A 15,433-nucleotide genomic window follows, 5' to 3' on the forward strand; every position below is an offset into this window, starting at 1 on the left:
CTGGTGTTGTTACAGCTATCGAAGCATAATTGAATCGTAGATTCTAAATAGGAAAAGCGACCGCAAGGTCGCTTTTTTGTGTTCTAATACTTCTTGTATGGTTGTACAGATTTTGTTGCTATAGATACAGTATAAACACGTATTGTATTGTATAATTAAAATATATGAATTGATAATTTTTATCATATATAATTTGCTGTATATCGTATATAATGTATAGTAGTAATATTGGTGTAAACGATATCTATCCTATTAAATATAAAGTGATAAGGAGGTTTCTATGAGTACAATCACAACAATGCCTGTTTCCATGGAGGGCTGGCAAGAGGAACAACAATCTTGGAATCAAACATCCAAGTTCTTTGTCAATATGCACAAACGTGAGGATCGTGTAGCGCAAGTAGTGGACTTTGTAGCACGATTACAAGAATTAGGGATTCATCCAGCGGAAGGAGAAACAGCACTTGATGTAGGCTGTGGTACTGGGGATTATGCCATGGGATTAGCTCGTAATGGGCTAAAAGTAACCGGTGTAGATTTGTCTACAGGAATGCTAGAAGGGGCAAAACAAATTAGCGAAAAGGAAGGTCTTTCACTAGATTTATGGCTAGGACCATGGTCCGAAGAGACACGGCAAGCATTAGGTTGGGACAAACGATTTGACTTGGTATACAGCATCTTCTGCCCTATTATGTCAGACACAGCAAATCTACATGCCTTGCATCGAGCTAGCCGTAAGAACTGTTTATGCATCATGTTCGCCGATCGAAAAGATGAATACTTAGATGCCATCTATTCTGAGCGATATGGTGTAAGTGGAAGCCCATGGGAATCCATGCTACAAGATTGCTTGGGCACAGTTAACGAAATCGGAAAGAATGTAAATATTACTTATAAAACAGTAGAAGAAGTAGAAACCTTAACTGTCGATGAAGCAGTCGATTATTTCTGCTTACGTGTGCATCGAAAAGTAGGTGGCGATTTAGAAGTGATTAAACAAGAGATACATGAGTTTTTATCTGCTAAAGCTGTGGATGGAAAATTAGAAAACCACACAACGGATACTATTGCGTGGATTTCATGGCGAGTTTAATCTTCTGCACTTATAATATATAGACTATACTGGGCTACAATAGTATATGCATAAGCTATAGGGATATACGTACTTTATTAAAAGTAATATAGTGTATCAAGTATGCTAGCTCTAACGGTATAGATAGGGCATATAAGCATAGACTATTTATATAACGATAAAAGACTGTAAACAATTGGAAATATAATCCTGTGTTTACAGTCTTTTTATGTTGTAAGATACAGTAAGTTGGTAATCGTTGAAATCAGCTTTGTATTATGCTAAGTTGTTGTATACTAAATTTTTTAAGAATCTTGAGATAGAGCGTGGCTACTTTCTACAAATTCACGCAAAGCACCATACCCTTCTGTTTCTAAGTCTTCTAAAGGAATAAAGCGTAAGGCCGCGCCGTTGATACAATACCGGAGACCTCCCATGGACTGAGGGCCATCTTCGAAGACATGCCCTAAATGAGCATCTCCAATGCGACTGCGTACTTCGATGCGACGATGTCCTAAACTATCGTCCTCATAGTAACGAATGACATCGCTGTTGATCGGTTGTGCGAAGCTGGGCCAACCACAACCAGAGTCGAATTTCTGAGCGGAGATAAAAAGAGGCTCTCCAGAGGTGATATCTACATAAATACCGGGGCGGAATTCATCTGTATAGGCATGAGAGAAAGGTCGCTCCGTAGCACTATGTTGTGTAACAGCATATTCTAATTCACTAAGTTCTTTTTGTAATACATCATCTGCTTTGCGTTGGTATTCCTTTTCATCGATTAAAGGCTCGTAAGCCTTGGATACATTAATATGGCAATAGCCATTAGGGTTTTTATCTAAATAGTCTTGATGATATTCTTCGGCTGGATAAAACGATTGTAAGGGTAACACTTCGATGGCAAAAGATTGTTGGTAATGGCTATTAGCACGTTCTAAAGTGGACTCGATGATTACTTTGTCCTCAGAATGTTCGTAATACACACCGCTGCGATATTGGATGCCCACGTCGTTACCTTGTTTGTTGATACTAAAAGGATCAATAATACGCAAAAAATATTGTAGTACCTTAGAGAGGGAAATCACAGAGGTGTCATAAGTAACCTTGACAGTTTCCACATGGCCGCTGCCACGGCAAACCTCTTCATAACTAGGATTCGGTTGAGCGCCATTGCTGTAGCCTACCTCAGTATCTACAATACCGGGAATGCGTTGAAAGTAGCTTTCCACACCCCAAAAACAACCGCCTCCTAAATAGATGGTATGATTCATAGTATCACTCCTTTTTTAATTGTAATCTTAGTATCTATGTTTAACCAGTAATAACCTTATGAGATAGGTGCTACTACCTTACGTATAGTAGGTACTAACTAATATGAATATGCTGGTAGGATAACTATACTCTAGAATTATGTATATAAGGTGAAAGCCACCTAACTCGTATGGGGACGAGTAGGTGGCTTCTTTGTGATAACCGTAGGTGTGTATGGGAAGTCACCGTTATCACATATGTAAGTAGTTTGAAAGGCTGGAACATATGAGGTTCATAGTTCCTGTCGAGTATCACATCGACATAGATAGTATATCAATAAAATAGGAATAAGTAAAATAATAATAAAATGTTACCACTTATAGGGAGTACCTATTAGGTATGTCGGTAATTATCAAGAAGTGATATGAAGATACATGATAATTATATAGTATACTATATATAAAGTATTTATAAAGAATGGCTATTATTAAAGAGTTTTAACTATTAGGCGTTATAGTTTTTTTATGAAAGTTCATGAAACGTTCATTTGACATCTATAAGGGAGAACTGTATAATTGATAAAATAGATAAGATGCCATAGTAAAATTATATGAATTATAGTGCAACTGTGTGGTAGGTTATGAAAATTTTTTTCATTTAAATTTGCACCTATCAAATGTATTTTGTTCACTCATATGTCATCTTAATCGTGTAGTATAGTAAGTCAATATGTCTTTCAATCTGTAAGGAAAAGGAGAATCATGAAAAAACGTACTGAAATTGTTCGAACGAATGCAGCACATGCACAAGGTCAACAAAAAGTAAATCGATTAGCCGCTATGGCTGCTATTTTAGGTGTTACAGCTTTTAGTGTAGCTGGTATGACTACTACATTCGCTGTAGATAATGTGGCAGGTACAGGTGAAGGTACTGCGTTTGGCACCAATAGTAAGGCTGTACAAGAAGGGTCTATTGCTGTAGGTAATTTAGCAGTGACTAATGCCAAAGCTGGTGTGGCGATTGGTAAATCTAGCTTAGCTGGTGTCAGTAAATCAGTTATCCCAGTAGCAGATCAAGAAAAGCATCCATCAAATACAGTGGCTATTGGTAGGAATGCCTATGCGTCCTATACTGATACGGTTGTTATTGGTACAAATGCATCTTCGTTACGTGACCATGGTGGCGTGACATTCCAATCGGGTACTGGTGCGATTGCTATCGGTAGAAATGCAAAAAGTGATTATAAAGAATCTGTAGCCATTGGTCCAGAAGCTCGTACGAATTTCACTCAATCCGTAGCGGTAGGTTACCAAGCGGAAACAACAGGTCAACAAGGTGCGGCTACGGCGGTAGGTCCAATTGCAAAAGCCTATGAAATAGGTGCAGCTGCCATTGGTAATATTTCTAGAGCAAGTGGGGCTTTCTCTACGGCAGTAGGTACTACATCAGCTACTTATCATCTATATGCTACAGCAGTAGGTAATAATGCAACTACGCGATCAGCACGTGGTACGATTGTAGGTACAGAGTCTGGTACAGGTGTTAGAGCAGAACGTGCCGTAGCAGTAGGTTTTGGATCTCATGTAGCAGAAACGTCTGGTGTTGCTGTAGGTGACCGGGCTCGTGCGTTTACAGCAGGTGGAATGGCTATCGGTCGTGCTGCCACCTCTTATGGAGAACAAGCGATTGCAATCGGTAATGGCGGCAAAGCGGACGGCAAAGCTGGGGAAAATGCCTTTGCTACAGGACAAGGTGCGATTGCTTTAGGTACAACAGCTCGCGCTATGGGTACACATGGTTTTGCCTTTGGTAATGACTCTGTGGCAGGTGGTAATGCAGACTTAGCAACCGCTGTATCTAAAGCATTGGATACCTATAATGCAGCGTATAAGACTTTCATTGATGCTCAAGATGCGAAGTTACAAGCAGAAAGCGATAGTAAAGCGACACAAAAACGTTTGGCTAGTGATGCTCGTGACTTTGGTATTTCTTTATATACATTAACTAATGAAGAAAAGCAATTGCTTCAAACATTAGGGGTAGATAATGCAGCGCTACAAGATGAGTTTTTTGGAAAAACACAGTACAATAATAACTATGATAGTGCTAAGCCAGTTGTAACAGCTCAATTGGATGCGTTGAAAAAAATAGCGGCACTTGATGAAAATGCAGCTAGTACAACTACAGCTGATGTAACACGTTTAATTAAACGTGCTCAAGATTTGATTGCAGAAAATACAGATGATGATACTTTAAAACAAAAAGTAACAGATACAACAGCTGCTGCAACAGCAGAAGAAACTAAGTTAGATACAGCTAAGGCAACATTAAAAGCGGCTTATACAAGTGCGAAGGAATCTGCGTTAGCCATTGGCACACACGCTGTGGCAGAAGGTGCAAGCTCTGTAGCCATTGGTCAAGAAGCGAATGCTAAGAAAGATAACTCTGTTGCGATTGGTAAAAATGCAATTTCCAATGGTGCGGATGGTATTGCTATGGGTACAAAATCTAATGTAGCAATGCCGAATTCTATTGCAATGGGTACAGATTCAAAAGTAATAGAAGGGGCTACAGAATCTGTAGCAATTGGTAAAAAGGCACAAGCTCAAAAAGCTTATGGAGTAGCCTTAGGCTCTTATTCTGTAGCAGATATAGAAGCTCGTAAAGGGTATGATGTCAACGAAAATCATTTAAATACCTATGCTGGTCTTACTAGTCATGCATTGGAAGCAAAAACGGCGGGAGCAGTTTCTGTAGGTACAGCTACTATGACTCGTCAAATTACACATCTAGCAGCAGGTACTGATGATACTGATGCAGTAAACGTGGCACAACTTCGTTCTATCAACTTACGAATTGCCGGTGATACAGTAGCTAATGTATCACCAGTAGAAGATGGCGTATCTAAAGCTGACGTATTGTTAGATAACCAAACATTAAAAGTGGTTTCTGCCAATAAAGATGTATTGACAACAGATGCAACGAATAATACAATTACTATTAAACCTGTTACAGCTAAGCTTAAAAAAGACCCAAATACAGGTTTGGTAACACTTGAAGACCCAACGAAAGGCAATGCCTTAACAACGGCTCAAAACGTAGCTGATATGATCAACAATGCAGCTCCAAAAATTGGCAACGGTTTGACTAATGGTGATGGTACAATCGTAGTAAAACCTGCAGATAAATCCATTAATGTATCGGATGCTGGTGTAAAAGTAAATGCTGATGGCACGACAATCACTGTAGGAGACAATGGTTTACAAGTTAACACTGGTGCTATTACAGTTAATGATAAAGATGGAAAAGGCGCAGATGACAAGCCTGTAAACGCTGGTACTGTATCTGTTAAAGATACAGATAAAGGTAAAATTGCTACTGTTGATACTGTGGTAAACGCTATTAATAATGCAGCTTGGAATGTAACAAGTGGTGAAGAAGACTCTGGCAAAGCTGAAGGCACAAGGAAAGAAGCTGTAAAAGCTGGTAACACTGTTACTTTAAAAGCTGGTAATAACTTAAAACTTAAACAAGTTGGTAAAGAGTTCACATATTCTTTAAATCCAGAATTGAAAGATTTAACAAGTGCATCTTTCAAAAATGCTGCAGAGGATACAACTGTAATCAATGCAGAGGGTATGACTATCACTCCTAAAGCAACGGATAAAAAACCAGTTTCCTTAAAAACAACAGGTTTAGATAACGGTAATAACATAATCACTAATGTTAAAGCTGGTGAAAAAGATACTGATGCAGTTAACGTAAGCCAATTAACTGGCGTTAAAAATGATGTAAAAAATCTTAAAGATGAATTAAAGCAACATATTAATTCTTCTGGATTCTCCATTACATCTGATATTGAAGATGGTGGTAAAAAAGCAGATGATACTACTACATCTACTGAAGAAGTTAAAGAGGGCAACAAAGTAACGCTTAAAGCGGGTGCTAATCTTAAAATTAAACAAAAGGGTACAAACTTCACATATTCCTTGAATCCAGAGTTGACAGGTATTACTTCTATCGCTGGAGAAGGTGATACTGCTGGTAAAGTAACATTCGGTGATAATGGTGTTGTAACAGTAGGTACTCCTGGTGCTGCTAGTGCTATCTCCTTAGACGGTAAAGATGGAAAAATTAGCATGGGCAAAGTATCTCTTTCCAAAGAGGGCTTAGACAACGGTGGCAAGAAAATCACTAATGTAGCTCCTGGTGAAAAAGATACTGATGCAGTTAATGTAAGCCAATTACGTGATGCAGCAGGCAATATGCAAGCAATTACTAACCAATTACAAGGTCAAGTGAACCGTGTTGGTTCTCAAGCGGCTGCGTTATCCGCATTGAAACCTATCCAATACGATCCATTAGAACCAACTCAAATCATGGCTGGTGTAGGTCATTACCAAGGTCAAAACTCCTTAGCATTAGGTGTGGCACACTATAAAAATGAATCTTTGATGTTCCATGCAGGTGCTGCTATTGGTGGTAACCATAGCCAAGTGATGGCAAATGCTGGTATTACTTGGAAAGTAGGATCTAAAGCAGACGAAACAGCTGTAGCAGATGTATACAGACAAGGTCCAATTAGTTCCGCATACGTATTGCAAGATAAAATGGGTGCATTAGAAGCGCAAAACCTTGAACAAAAAGGTGAAATTAACGCATTACGCGAAGAAAACAAATCTCAACGTGCAGAACTTGATGCTGTAAAAGCTCAATTAGCAACAGTATTAAGCCGTTTACAAGGTTAATATAGAATTGTAAACGTAATCTAAGCGTTATATAGAAAAGACTGTAATCGAATGAAAATTATCATTCTGATTACAGTCTTTTTTTGTTTACTCCGATAAGATTATGAATTTGGTTGACAAGTCTTCTTTTTTTGAATGTATCTAAGTGTAAGCACTTGGTACTAGGAAAGGAGAAAATTATGGCAGCAAGTACAGTAGTGAAAAAAGAATTACATTTGGTCTTTACAGACACATCTAAGGAAGAAGTCAATATTGTGGTAGCTTTTCCTAAAGAAGGTGTTACAAAAACTGAAATTGACACAGTAGGTCAACTGATGGTGGAGAAAGATGTACTTCGTGGTCGTAAAGATCAACGTTTGACTAACTTTCAACATGGTGCATTAGTGACTACAGAGTCCACAGTGGTAGAATAAGGAGGATTAGACTATGACAACAACAATGGTAACCAAATTACAATTACAATTTAAAAAAGGTGAAGGTGCACATAATCTCAAAGTGGCTAATTTTGCCTATGTCAATGAAAGTGCCACAGATGAGGATGTGAAAGCTGTAGGCGATGCATTGGGTAAGCTATATGCCTATCCTTTGGTAGGGGTTGTGCGAAATAATGCCATCGCTTTAGAGGCGTAATATGGAAAAGCTTGAAAAAGCATTAAAAATTATTAGAATTACCCTTTGGGTATTAAAGTGGTTAAAACGATAAGGTAGGATAGGACCTTTAGACAGCTGAGAACCACACCAAGAAGGGTATATGTAAATAATAGTGATAGGACTTAGTACCAAGGATTACCGTAGCCATTTTGCTGATATATAGCAGGATGGCTATTGTTATATATTGGTGTACTGCATGATAAGAAAACCTGAATCTCTTTGGGAGATTCAGGTTTTACTTTTTTTCAATATTAAGTTATTGAACTGTTTCTAAAGCCTCTTTTAGCAAGGCAATAGCTCGTTTGTATTTCTTATGCATAGCCTGTCGACTCATGCCATAGGTATTAGCAATTTCGCTGATGGATTTGCCTTTTAGTAGGATTTGCCGTAATAGGTTTGCATGCACCGGCTCCATTTCTGATAGAGCTGTGTGTAATGCTAATAGTTCTAAATGATGAATGGCTTCCTCTGCAGTATCATGGCTAGATGGGATAGATACTAAGGGATCTGTTTCATCTTCTTGTGGGGCTAACACCGTTTCATGAGTCCATTGTCGCAGACTCTTTCGATATAGATTCCACTGGGTGAAGCGTATGCGAGATTTTACAAAGCCAGCAAAAGGGATGTTGCTAGTTATATCATAGGTCTTAATAGCCTGCAAGAAACATTCCCATAAGGCAGATTCTAAATCACTGTCTATAGAACGAAGTTGGCGCACATGCGCGTATTTTGTAATGAGAGGTACGTACCGTTGACATAAGATAACAGTCATATGACAATAACCAGATTGGATGAAGGCTACCAGTTCTTCGTCAGTGTAGGAATCATCTTGGATGTCAGAGGCTGTCATCAATAATGAGTGTTTAATGTAAGAATAACTCATAGTTTACCTCCTTGAGGATAATACTACCTAACATGATTGTTGTGGATGGTGTATAAGGGGCGTACTTACATCATAGTTTCTATAGTATCACAGGCCTGTTGATATATAGCTCATTTACTGTAAATTACTATTACAAGTAATGAAAAATAACATCTATATATGTTGATGAAATTATATATCAAAACCTACTCAATAGCAAGTTATTTTTTCTGAAAGTGTGTAAAAGTAACATATTGATATAATGGAATGGATTTCAAGGGTATGTATGACATATAGGCAATATTGGGAAAATATGTGTTTATAACTTTCCTTATAGTTTTTTGCTATATATAATAATATGTATCCTGTATAAGGATAAATGTACGTATATTGTTGACATATGATGGACATCCTAGTATACTTAATTCATCGTTAATCGATAGGTTTTACTGGAAAGAGAGGTGGATTGAATGCCTATACGAGTAGTGAAAGGATTACCAGCCATAGGGAAACTTTCAGAAGAGAATATATTCGTCATGGATTCGGAACGGGCAGAGTCACAAGATATTCGACCACTCCACATTGTGGTTGTGAACTTGATGCCACGGAAAGAGACTACGGAAATTCAACTGCTTCGTGCTTTGAGTAATACACCGTTACAAACAAAGGTGACCTTTCTGTACACGGCGTCCTATACAGCGAGTCATACAAGTCAAGAATATTTGGAAACATTTTATAGAACTTTCGAGGAAATCAAAGATCAATACTTTGATGGTTTGATTATAACAGGAGCTCCGGTAGAGCAAATGCCTTTTGAGGAAGTGAACTACTGGGATGAGCTTTCAGAAATTATGGAATGGAGCAAAACCCATGTGTGTTCTACACTCTATATTTGTTGGGGAGCCCAAGCTGGTATTTATAAGCACTTCGGTATCCACAAGGAAGATTTGCCTACCAAGTTATTCGGTGTATATGAACAGGAAGTGCAGAACAGTAAGCCCATGCTTATGCGTGGCCTAGATGAACTCTTCTATATGCCTCATTCACGGCATACGACGGTGAGTGAAAGCGAAATCAACGCTCACCCTCAGTTAGAAGTACTAGCCCGCGCGGATAAGACAGGTGTTGGTATCGCCCGGTCCTATGATAATAAACATGTGTTTATCTTTGGACATCCAGAATATGATCGAGATACTTTATACCAAGAGTATGATAGGGATAGAAAGTTAGGATTAGAGATTGAAATTCCAGAAAATTATTTCCCTGATGATGATCCGACGAAAGAGCCCATCATTCGATGGCGATCTGCATCGACCATACTCTATTCAAACTGGTTAAACTATTATGTGTACCAAGAAACACCGTATGAGGTCAGTGAATTACAATCGAGACCGATTGAAGAAGCATATATACAAGACTGGGTCATTTAATCCTAGTCAATAGATAGTAAAGATTTAAGAATGATGAGGAGTTTAACATGAGCAATTACAAATTTGAAACATTACAATTACATGCAGGTCATACAATAGATGCAACAGGTTCCCGTGCGGTGCCAATTTATCAAACAACATCGTATGTATTTAAAGATGCAGAACAAGCAGCAGGACGTTTTGCCTTAACGGATGCAGGTCCTATCTACACTCGTTTAGGTAACCCTACACAAGACGTATTGGAAGGCCGTGTAGCCGCTTTAGAAGGTGGTGCTGGTGCCATCGCCGTAGCCTCTGGTTCTGCAGCGATTGCCTATGCTATCCAAAACGTAGCATCTGCTGGGGACAATATTGTGGCAGCGTCCACATTATACGGTGGTACGTATAACTTATTCAGCGCTACATTGCCACGTTTCGGTATCACTACAAAATTTGTGAACCCAGATAATTTAGAAGAGTTCAAAGCAGCTATCGATGATAACACAAAAGCTGTATATGTAGAATCTGTTGGTAACCCAGGAGCTAACTTGGTAGATTTAGAAGCGATTGCTGAGATCGCTCACGCTCATGGTATCATCGTGATCGTGGATAATACATTCGGTACTCCATATTTGTTCCGTCCATTTGAATACGGTGCAGACGTAGTGGTTCACTCCGCTACTAAATACTTAGGCGGTCATGGTACAACTATCGCTGGTGTGATCGTGGAAAGTGGTAAGTTCGACTATAAAGCAAGCGGCCGTTATCCTGGATTCGTAGAAGGCGACGTACATTACAATGGTTTAGTATACGGCGATCTTCCAATTCCTTTCACTGTGAAAGTACGTGCTCAATTATTGCGTGACACTGGGGCAGCCATTACTCCACTAGCAGCATGGTTGATTATTCAAGGTATTGAAACATTGTCCTTGCGTGTAGAACGCCATGTAGAAAACACTCGTAAAGTAGTAGATTTCTTGGTAAACCATCCAAAAATTGCTTATGTAAATTATCCTGAATTGCCAAACAGCCCATATAAAGCATTGGCTGACAAATACTTCCCAAATGGTGTTGGCGCAGTGTTTACATTTGGTGTGAAAGGTGGCAAAGAGGAAGGTATCAAATTCGTTGATGCTCTTGAAATCTTCTCTAACCTTGCAAACGTGGCGGATGCTAAATCCTTGGTTATCCACCCAGCAAGTACAACACATGCCCAATTGAGCCCTGAGGAACAATTGACAGCAGGTGTAAAACCAGAACAATTACGTGTATCCATCGGTATCGAAAACGTTGATGATATCATTGCTGACTTAGCGCAAGCATTGGATAAACTGTAAGATATAAAAGTTATATAATACGATATAAGGGAACTCACAATAGTGGGTTCTCTTTTTAGCTATGGTATACTAGATATATAGTTGTACTAGGTAAAAATATAATGATATAGCAAAAACTATTGGACCTATATATATTGAGATAAGGTCAATCTTGGATGTGTATAGAAATCGGCATAGGATGTATAGAGATTCTACTAAGAAAGGAAATCAACAAATGAAAAGCAAACTAGTTGGAAATACATGGTGGAAAGCTGTAGTATGTGGGATGGCGATGGCCACTTTCACAGGTGCTGTAGGTATGGCAGAAGATATAGAGGCAAAACCTAAGGTTACATTCATAGGACAGCAAGGAATGCCAGTAGGTATGCCGGCAGGTATGCCCGTTCCTGCAGGGGATCACTATACAGATAGTAGTCTACGTGCAAAAGGTGAGGGAACAGAAAATATACCGAACCATACGTATATTAGTAGTCGGGAAGGGCATTTCCGTTTTGCCATTCCTTGGGATGTACAAAGTCTTACTTGGATTGATAAGGTAGTACCTACAGATAGTGGGCATGTGGTGGGGGTTCTGCTGCAACTAGACAAAGATGTGAATATGATGGTCACACGTAGAGATAATGTACCGCCGAAAGGAGTATCTCAAGAACAGTGGAATACTACCTGGTATGACCAACCTATCCAAGGTATGACAGATGCGGAGTACATGGAGATTTGGCGTCAAAAAAATCCACATACCTTTAAAAAGCACACAGTATCTGAAGGAGGTCTTCTATCTCGAGAAGATATGACAGCGGTTCGCTGGGATCGATTTGAACAGCCTACACAGGATGGACCCTATGTAAGGTTCACCATCGATATGATTATGAAAGAGGATCCTACACATCGATACTTGATGGAGGTAGAATATGATGATATTCATAGATATGATTTGCAGACCTTGTTGCACTTATTAGATGATTTTGTGTATATGGAAAATGATGAAAGTAAAGAAATAACACCTTCTCATCGATTAAGTGAAGATCCATCTAGCATGCATGATCAACTTCCTAAAGAACTTGTTTCAGGGAATTCTATGTCAGCTTTAGATGTAACTACCCTTGAAGGCCTATACCATGAAGAATTAGTACAAGGCAAGCCATCGAAGCGTATACAGAAAGAAATACGAATTACCGATGAAGGGATTACCTCTGAATCCACTTGGGATGATAACATTATAACTGAGGCTAGGATTCTCAGGTCTGGACAGATAGGACTAGAGAGAAAGTAAAAAGTTGGTGTCATTTTTGATAGAGATTGAATATGATGATATTCATAGATATGATCTGCAGACTTTGTTGCACTTATTAGATAATTTTGTGTATACAGGGACTGATGAAAGTCGAGGAGCATCCGTCTCATCACTGTAGAACAGTATTTTAGAAAACCATCGTATCAGATATGCTCTTGATTTATGAATTTTGCCTATATATAATGTGAGTAGAGCAGTTCGGTTATATACTTTTGAAATGAGGTGTATAGAGATGGGGACGCATTTACAATCAATGGAATCTATGCCAGAGTATGAAGAGTTTTGTATTTGTTTAGGTAGAAAAATTGCTTGGGTCAGACGTTGTCAGGGACTTTCACAAAAAGAGTTATCTAAACGATGTGGTATTAGTCCAAGTTATTTAGCAAAAATTGAAGGCGCTAAAGGTTCCTTAGGGACATCTGTGCAGGTATTGTATTTGATCGCCAAGACTTTGCAGGTTGATGTGGCAACTTTGGTGTGTCATGATGAAATCGATCACCAGCGGGTACGGATGTATAAGATTAAGCAACGAGTCATGGGATATGAATCGAATCAGTTGCACTAACTGGATGGAAACTAGTTTGTGTTCTTAGATATCTAATTGATAATATAATTATTATCAAAAACTATATTGAGAAGTAATAATTGAGAATATAGGCGTCTATAGTTATTTTTTGTATATATAGCTAAATACAAATGATAAATTCTATCAAATAGCGTAATATATAGGTTCAGCGATACAAAAAATGCAACATCAATTGTAAAAATTGGATACAAAAAGTATAGACAAGTATTTGACAAGACTAAAAAAACGTGCAATAATGAGAATATAAAAAAGGTAAGTACCTTAGTTAAATGATAATCATAAAGTTAGCGAATTCTATTTTTTTATGGAGGTGTCTCATGCGCGTTATTGGTGATGCATGCATTAAATGTGGTTCTTGTGCTTCTGTTTGTCCAGTAGGAGCAATTTCTGAAGGCGAAGTTAAATACGAAATCAACGATACTTGTATCGATTGCGGTTCTTGCGAATCCGTTTGCCCAGTAGCAACAATCACAGCTGAATAATTCAAGCAAATAACAAACCCCGTAAACATACGTGTTTACGGGGTTTTCTCGTTTTCTATTTACTCTAATTTTAGGCGTTTTCGATTCGGTTGCTCAACCGTTGCTCAACCTTTTTGAGGCTCTCATCATGTTACTCGTTTTGCTTGTGTATGATTCTGTCAAAATCAGAGAATACTTTCTGCGTACGATTAAATTCTTTATACTCAGTAACTGCTTTCTTATCAGCTTGTAGTTTTGAAATATGCCCTTTATTAGTGAGCACTTCGTATTCGTTAAAAGATAGGAATTTGTGGTTTATCTCTATCAACGGCATTATAAATAATTTCAGCTGCAGTTTTGCCTGTGATAGCATAATGGAATTTGTTTTGCACCATAGCGTAAAATTGGCGGGTGAAAGGATTCTGTACATCGTAATCAATAGAGCATTCTGCGAATATATCTGTAATTTGTTGATAGATTTGACGTTCGCTGGCTCGAATGGATTGAACTCTACGTAAAAGCTCTTTGAAATAGTTTTGACCGAAGGGAGTTCCGTTCTTTAACATATCGTCATTAAGGGCAAAACCTTTCACAATATATTCACGCAATACCTTGGTAGCCCAAATACGGAATTGTGTAGCTTCTTTTGAATTTACACGGTAGCCAACAGCGATGATGGCGTCTAGGTTGTAGAAAGTGATGGTGCGAGTTACTTTTCTGGTACCCTCTAAGCGAACTATTGGAAATTTTCCAATAGTTGACTCTTCTGATAATTCTTCAGAATCAAATGTTTCTTTTAAATGGTAATTAATGGTGGATATATCAACGCAAAATAACGTCGCCATATCTTTTTGTGTCATCCAAAATGTTTCGTCTTTAAATAAAACGTTAGTTGAAATATTTTCTTGTCCTGATTGGTAGATAATCACATCTCCATGTAAAGCAGAATCGATAGGAATCATGGTAGGCCTCCTTAATGTCATGTACTGCTCTTTCTCTTACTTATATTACATCTTATCAGAGGGGCAAAGTCAAGGAGAAATAGGACAACATCTATAACAATCGTAGAGCATATTAAGAGATATTTGGGTTTAACTAGATATTAGAACTAAAAATGAAATTTACCTAATAATTACCCAAAATTATCTTTGCCTATACAAACGCTTTAGTTGAAAATCTATTAAATCTATGGGATAATAGAATAAATAAAAAATCGCTGTTGGTCTACTGGCACGACGATAACATATAAACAAACACTTAAGTGTTGAAGCAGTGTTAAAACAAACAGTAAAACAAGTAGTAAGGTTACATATTATAATTCATAAGGAGATACGATGGAACGCATTTTTAAACTACAAAATTTGAATTGTGCTAATTGCGCTAGCGTGATTGAAGCAAAATTAAATCAACTAGAATCTGTGTCAGCAGCAACTTTCACGCTTGGCACCCAGCAATTGCGTATTACCTCTAGTATAGAAGATACAGATATGTTACGAGATCAAATCCAAGCGGTGTGCGATGCTACGGAAGATGGTGTAGTAGTGGTACCATTTGTGCGTGCACCTAAAAAAGCACAACAAGTAGAGGATGACCATGAGCATAATTCTAGTTTAGCGGGGATTATTATAGGCGCTATCGTGATAGTGGTAGCAGAGTTTACAAATTGGGTGCCAGAGCAATACCTGACTCCATTATTAATTGTAACCTTTGTTATATTAGGTTGGCGCATTGCATGGGCAGCTGTTAAAAATGGTATGAAAGG

The 15,433-nt window shown here is 38.3% G+C and carries 13 protein-coding genes; 10 read left to right on the forward strand and 3 right to left on the reverse strand.

The genetic code is table 11. From position 1 onward, the window contains the following. Nucleotides 1-280: 280 nt before the first annotated feature. The gene (locus HMPREF3032_RS02225; protein ID WP_062401458.1) at nucleotides 281-1,093 is read left to right on the forward strand and encodes a class I SAM-dependent methyltransferase; all 813 of its coding nucleotides are present in this window, start codon (nucleotides 281-283) and stop codon (nucleotides 1,091-1,093) included. A 284-nt stretch (nucleotides 1,094-1,377) separates the two neighbouring features. Here the strand turns inward: HMPREF3032_RS02225 and msrB are convergent, their stop codons facing one another. Next, nucleotides 1,378-2,346: a peptide-methionine (R)-S-oxide reductase MsrB gene (msrB, locus tag HMPREF3032_RS02230; protein WP_062401459.1), complete on the reverse strand. Its 969-nt coding sequence runs from the start codon at nucleotides 2,344-2,346 to the stop codon at nucleotides 1,378-1,380. A gap of 741 nt (nucleotides 2,347-3,087) precedes the next feature. Between msrB and HMPREF3032_RS02235 the strand changes: the two genes are divergently transcribed. The 3 genes from HMPREF3032_RS02235 (at nucleotide 3,088) to HMPREF3032_RS02245 (ending at nucleotide 7,704) form a co-directional block, all read left to right on the forward strand. Continuing rightward, a complete protein-coding gene (locus tag HMPREF3032_RS02235) occupies nucleotides 3,088-7,074 on the forward strand; it encodes a YadA-like family protein (RefSeq protein ID WP_062401460.1) in 3,987 nt (1,328 codons plus the stop codon). A gap of 179 nt (nucleotides 7,075-7,253) precedes the next feature. Next, nucleotides 7,254-7,487: a DUF2922 family protein gene (locus HMPREF3032_RS02240; RefSeq protein ID WP_062401461.1), complete on the forward strand. Its 234-nt coding sequence runs from the start codon at nucleotides 7,254-7,256 to the stop codon at nucleotides 7,485-7,487. A 13-nt stretch (nucleotides 7,488-7,500) separates the two neighbouring features. Continuing rightward, on the forward strand, nucleotides 7,501-7,704 hold the full coding sequence (locus HMPREF3032_RS02245; RefSeq protein ID WP_009353480.1) for a DUF1659 domain-containing protein: 204 nt from the start codon (nucleotides 7,501-7,503) through the stop codon (nucleotides 7,702-7,704). A 277-nt stretch (nucleotides 7,705-7,981) separates the two neighbouring features. Here HMPREF3032_RS02245 and HMPREF3032_RS02250 read toward each other — a convergent pair whose 3' ends face one another. After that, entirely contained in the window at nucleotides 7,982-8,608 is a 627-nt protein-coding gene (locus HMPREF3032_RS02250) for an RNA polymerase sigma factor (protein WP_062401462.1), read from the reverse strand. 449 nt (nucleotides 8,609-9,057) lie between these two features. Between HMPREF3032_RS02250 and metA the strand changes: the two genes are divergently transcribed. The 5 genes from metA (at nucleotide 9,058) to HMPREF3032_RS02275 (ending at nucleotide 13,692) form a co-directional block, all read left to right on the forward strand. Further along, on the forward strand, nucleotides 9,058-10,017 hold the full coding sequence (gene metA / locus HMPREF3032_RS02255; protein WP_062401463.1) for a homoserine O-acetyltransferase MetA: 960 nt from the start codon (nucleotides 9,058-9,060) through the stop codon (nucleotides 10,015-10,017). Between the two features lie 47 nt (nucleotides 10,018-10,064). After that, nucleotides 10,065-11,333, forward strand: a complete 1,269-nt coding sequence (locus HMPREF3032_RS02260; RefSeq protein ID WP_062401464.1) for an O-acetylhomoserine aminocarboxypropyltransferase/cysteine synthase family protein — start codon at nucleotides 10,065-10,067, stop codon at nucleotides 11,331-11,333. A gap of 214 nt (nucleotides 11,334-11,547) precedes the next feature. Then, the gene (locus HMPREF3032_RS02265) at nucleotides 11,548-12,603 is read left to right on the forward strand and encodes a hypothetical protein (RefSeq protein WP_062401466.1); all 1,056 of its coding nucleotides are present in this window, start codon (nucleotides 11,548-11,550) and stop codon (nucleotides 12,601-12,603) included. Nucleotides 12,604-12,856: 253 nt separating this feature from the next. Continuing rightward, nucleotides 12,857-13,189 carry a helix-turn-helix domain-containing protein gene (locus HMPREF3032_RS02270; protein WP_062401468.1) on the forward strand — a complete coding sequence of 111 codons (333 nt, stop codon included), beginning with the start codon at nucleotides 12,857-12,859 and terminating at the stop codon, nucleotides 13,187-13,189. Between the two features lie 338 nt (nucleotides 13,190-13,527). Continuing rightward, nucleotides 13,528-13,692 (forward strand): indolepyruvate ferredoxin oxidoreductase subunit alpha, encoded by a 165-nt coding sequence (locus HMPREF3032_RS02275; protein WP_009353470.1) that lies wholly within the window; start codon nucleotides 13,528-13,530, stop codon nucleotides 13,690-13,692. Between the two features lie 272 nt (nucleotides 13,693-13,964). Here HMPREF3032_RS02275 and rhuM read toward each other — a convergent pair whose 3' ends face one another. After that, the gene (rhuM, locus tag HMPREF3032_RS02280) at nucleotides 13,965-14,654 is read right to left on the reverse strand and encodes a RhuM family protein (RefSeq protein WP_231723397.1); all 690 of its coding nucleotides are present in this window, start codon (nucleotides 14,652-14,654) and stop codon (nucleotides 13,965-13,967) included. Between the two features lie 351 nt (nucleotides 14,655-15,005). On the opposite strand from rhuM, the gene HMPREF3032_RS02285 reads away from it, so the two are divergent. Next, on the forward strand, nucleotides 15,006-15,433 hold a 428-nt coding region (locus tag HMPREF3032_RS02285; RefSeq protein WP_197413479.1), incomplete at its 3' end, for a cation transporter.

Source organism: Veillonella sp. DNF00869 (assembly GCF_001553345.1).
GTDB lineage: Bacteria > Bacillota > Negativicutes > Veillonellales > Veillonellaceae > F0422.

What these genes read in the sequence shown, in the direction of transcription:
- HMPREF3032_RS02225 (WP_062401458.1), top strand. Translation starts at nt 281, where the DNA reads ATGAGTACAATCACAACAATGCCTGTTTCCATGGAGGGCTGGCAAGAG.
- msrB (WP_062401459.1), bottom strand. Translation starts at nt 2,346, where the DNA reads ATGAATCATACCATCTATTTAGGAGGCGGTTGTTTTTGGGGTGTGGAA.
- HMPREF3032_RS02235 (WP_062401460.1), top strand. Translation starts at nt 3,088, where the DNA reads ATGAAAAAACGTACTGAAATTGTTCGAACGAATGCAGCACATGCACAA.
- HMPREF3032_RS02240 (WP_062401461.1), top strand. Translation starts at nt 7,254, where the DNA reads ATGGCAGCAAGTACAGTAGTGAAAAAAGAATTACATTTGGTCTTTACA.
- HMPREF3032_RS02245 (WP_009353480.1), top strand. Translation starts at nt 7,501, where the DNA reads ATGACAACAACAATGGTAACCAAATTACAATTACAATTTAAAAAAGGT.
- HMPREF3032_RS02250 (WP_062401462.1), bottom strand. Translation starts at nt 8,608, where the DNA reads ATGAGTTATTCTTACATTAAACACTCATTATTGATGACAGCCTCTGAC.
- metA (WP_062401463.1), top strand. Translation starts at nt 9,058, where the DNA reads ATGCCTATACGAGTAGTGAAAGGATTACCAGCCATAGGGAAACTTTCA.
- HMPREF3032_RS02260 (WP_062401464.1), top strand. Translation starts at nt 10,065, where the DNA reads ATGAGCAATTACAAATTTGAAACATTACAATTACATGCAGGTCATACA.
- HMPREF3032_RS02265 (WP_062401466.1), top strand. Translation starts at nt 11,548, where the DNA reads ATGAAAAGCAAACTAGTTGGAAATACATGGTGGAAAGCTGTAGTATGT.
- HMPREF3032_RS02270 (WP_062401468.1), top strand. Translation starts at nt 12,857, where the DNA reads ATGGGGACGCATTTACAATCAATGGAATCTATGCCAGAGTATGAAGAG.
- HMPREF3032_RS02275 (WP_009353470.1), top strand. Translation starts at nt 13,528, where the DNA reads ATGCGCGTTATTGGTGATGCATGCATTAAATGTGGTTCTTGTGCTTCT.
- rhuM (WP_231723397.1), bottom strand. Translation starts at nt 14,654, where the DNA reads ATGACATTAAGGAGGCCTACCATGATTCCTATCGATTCTGCTTTACAT.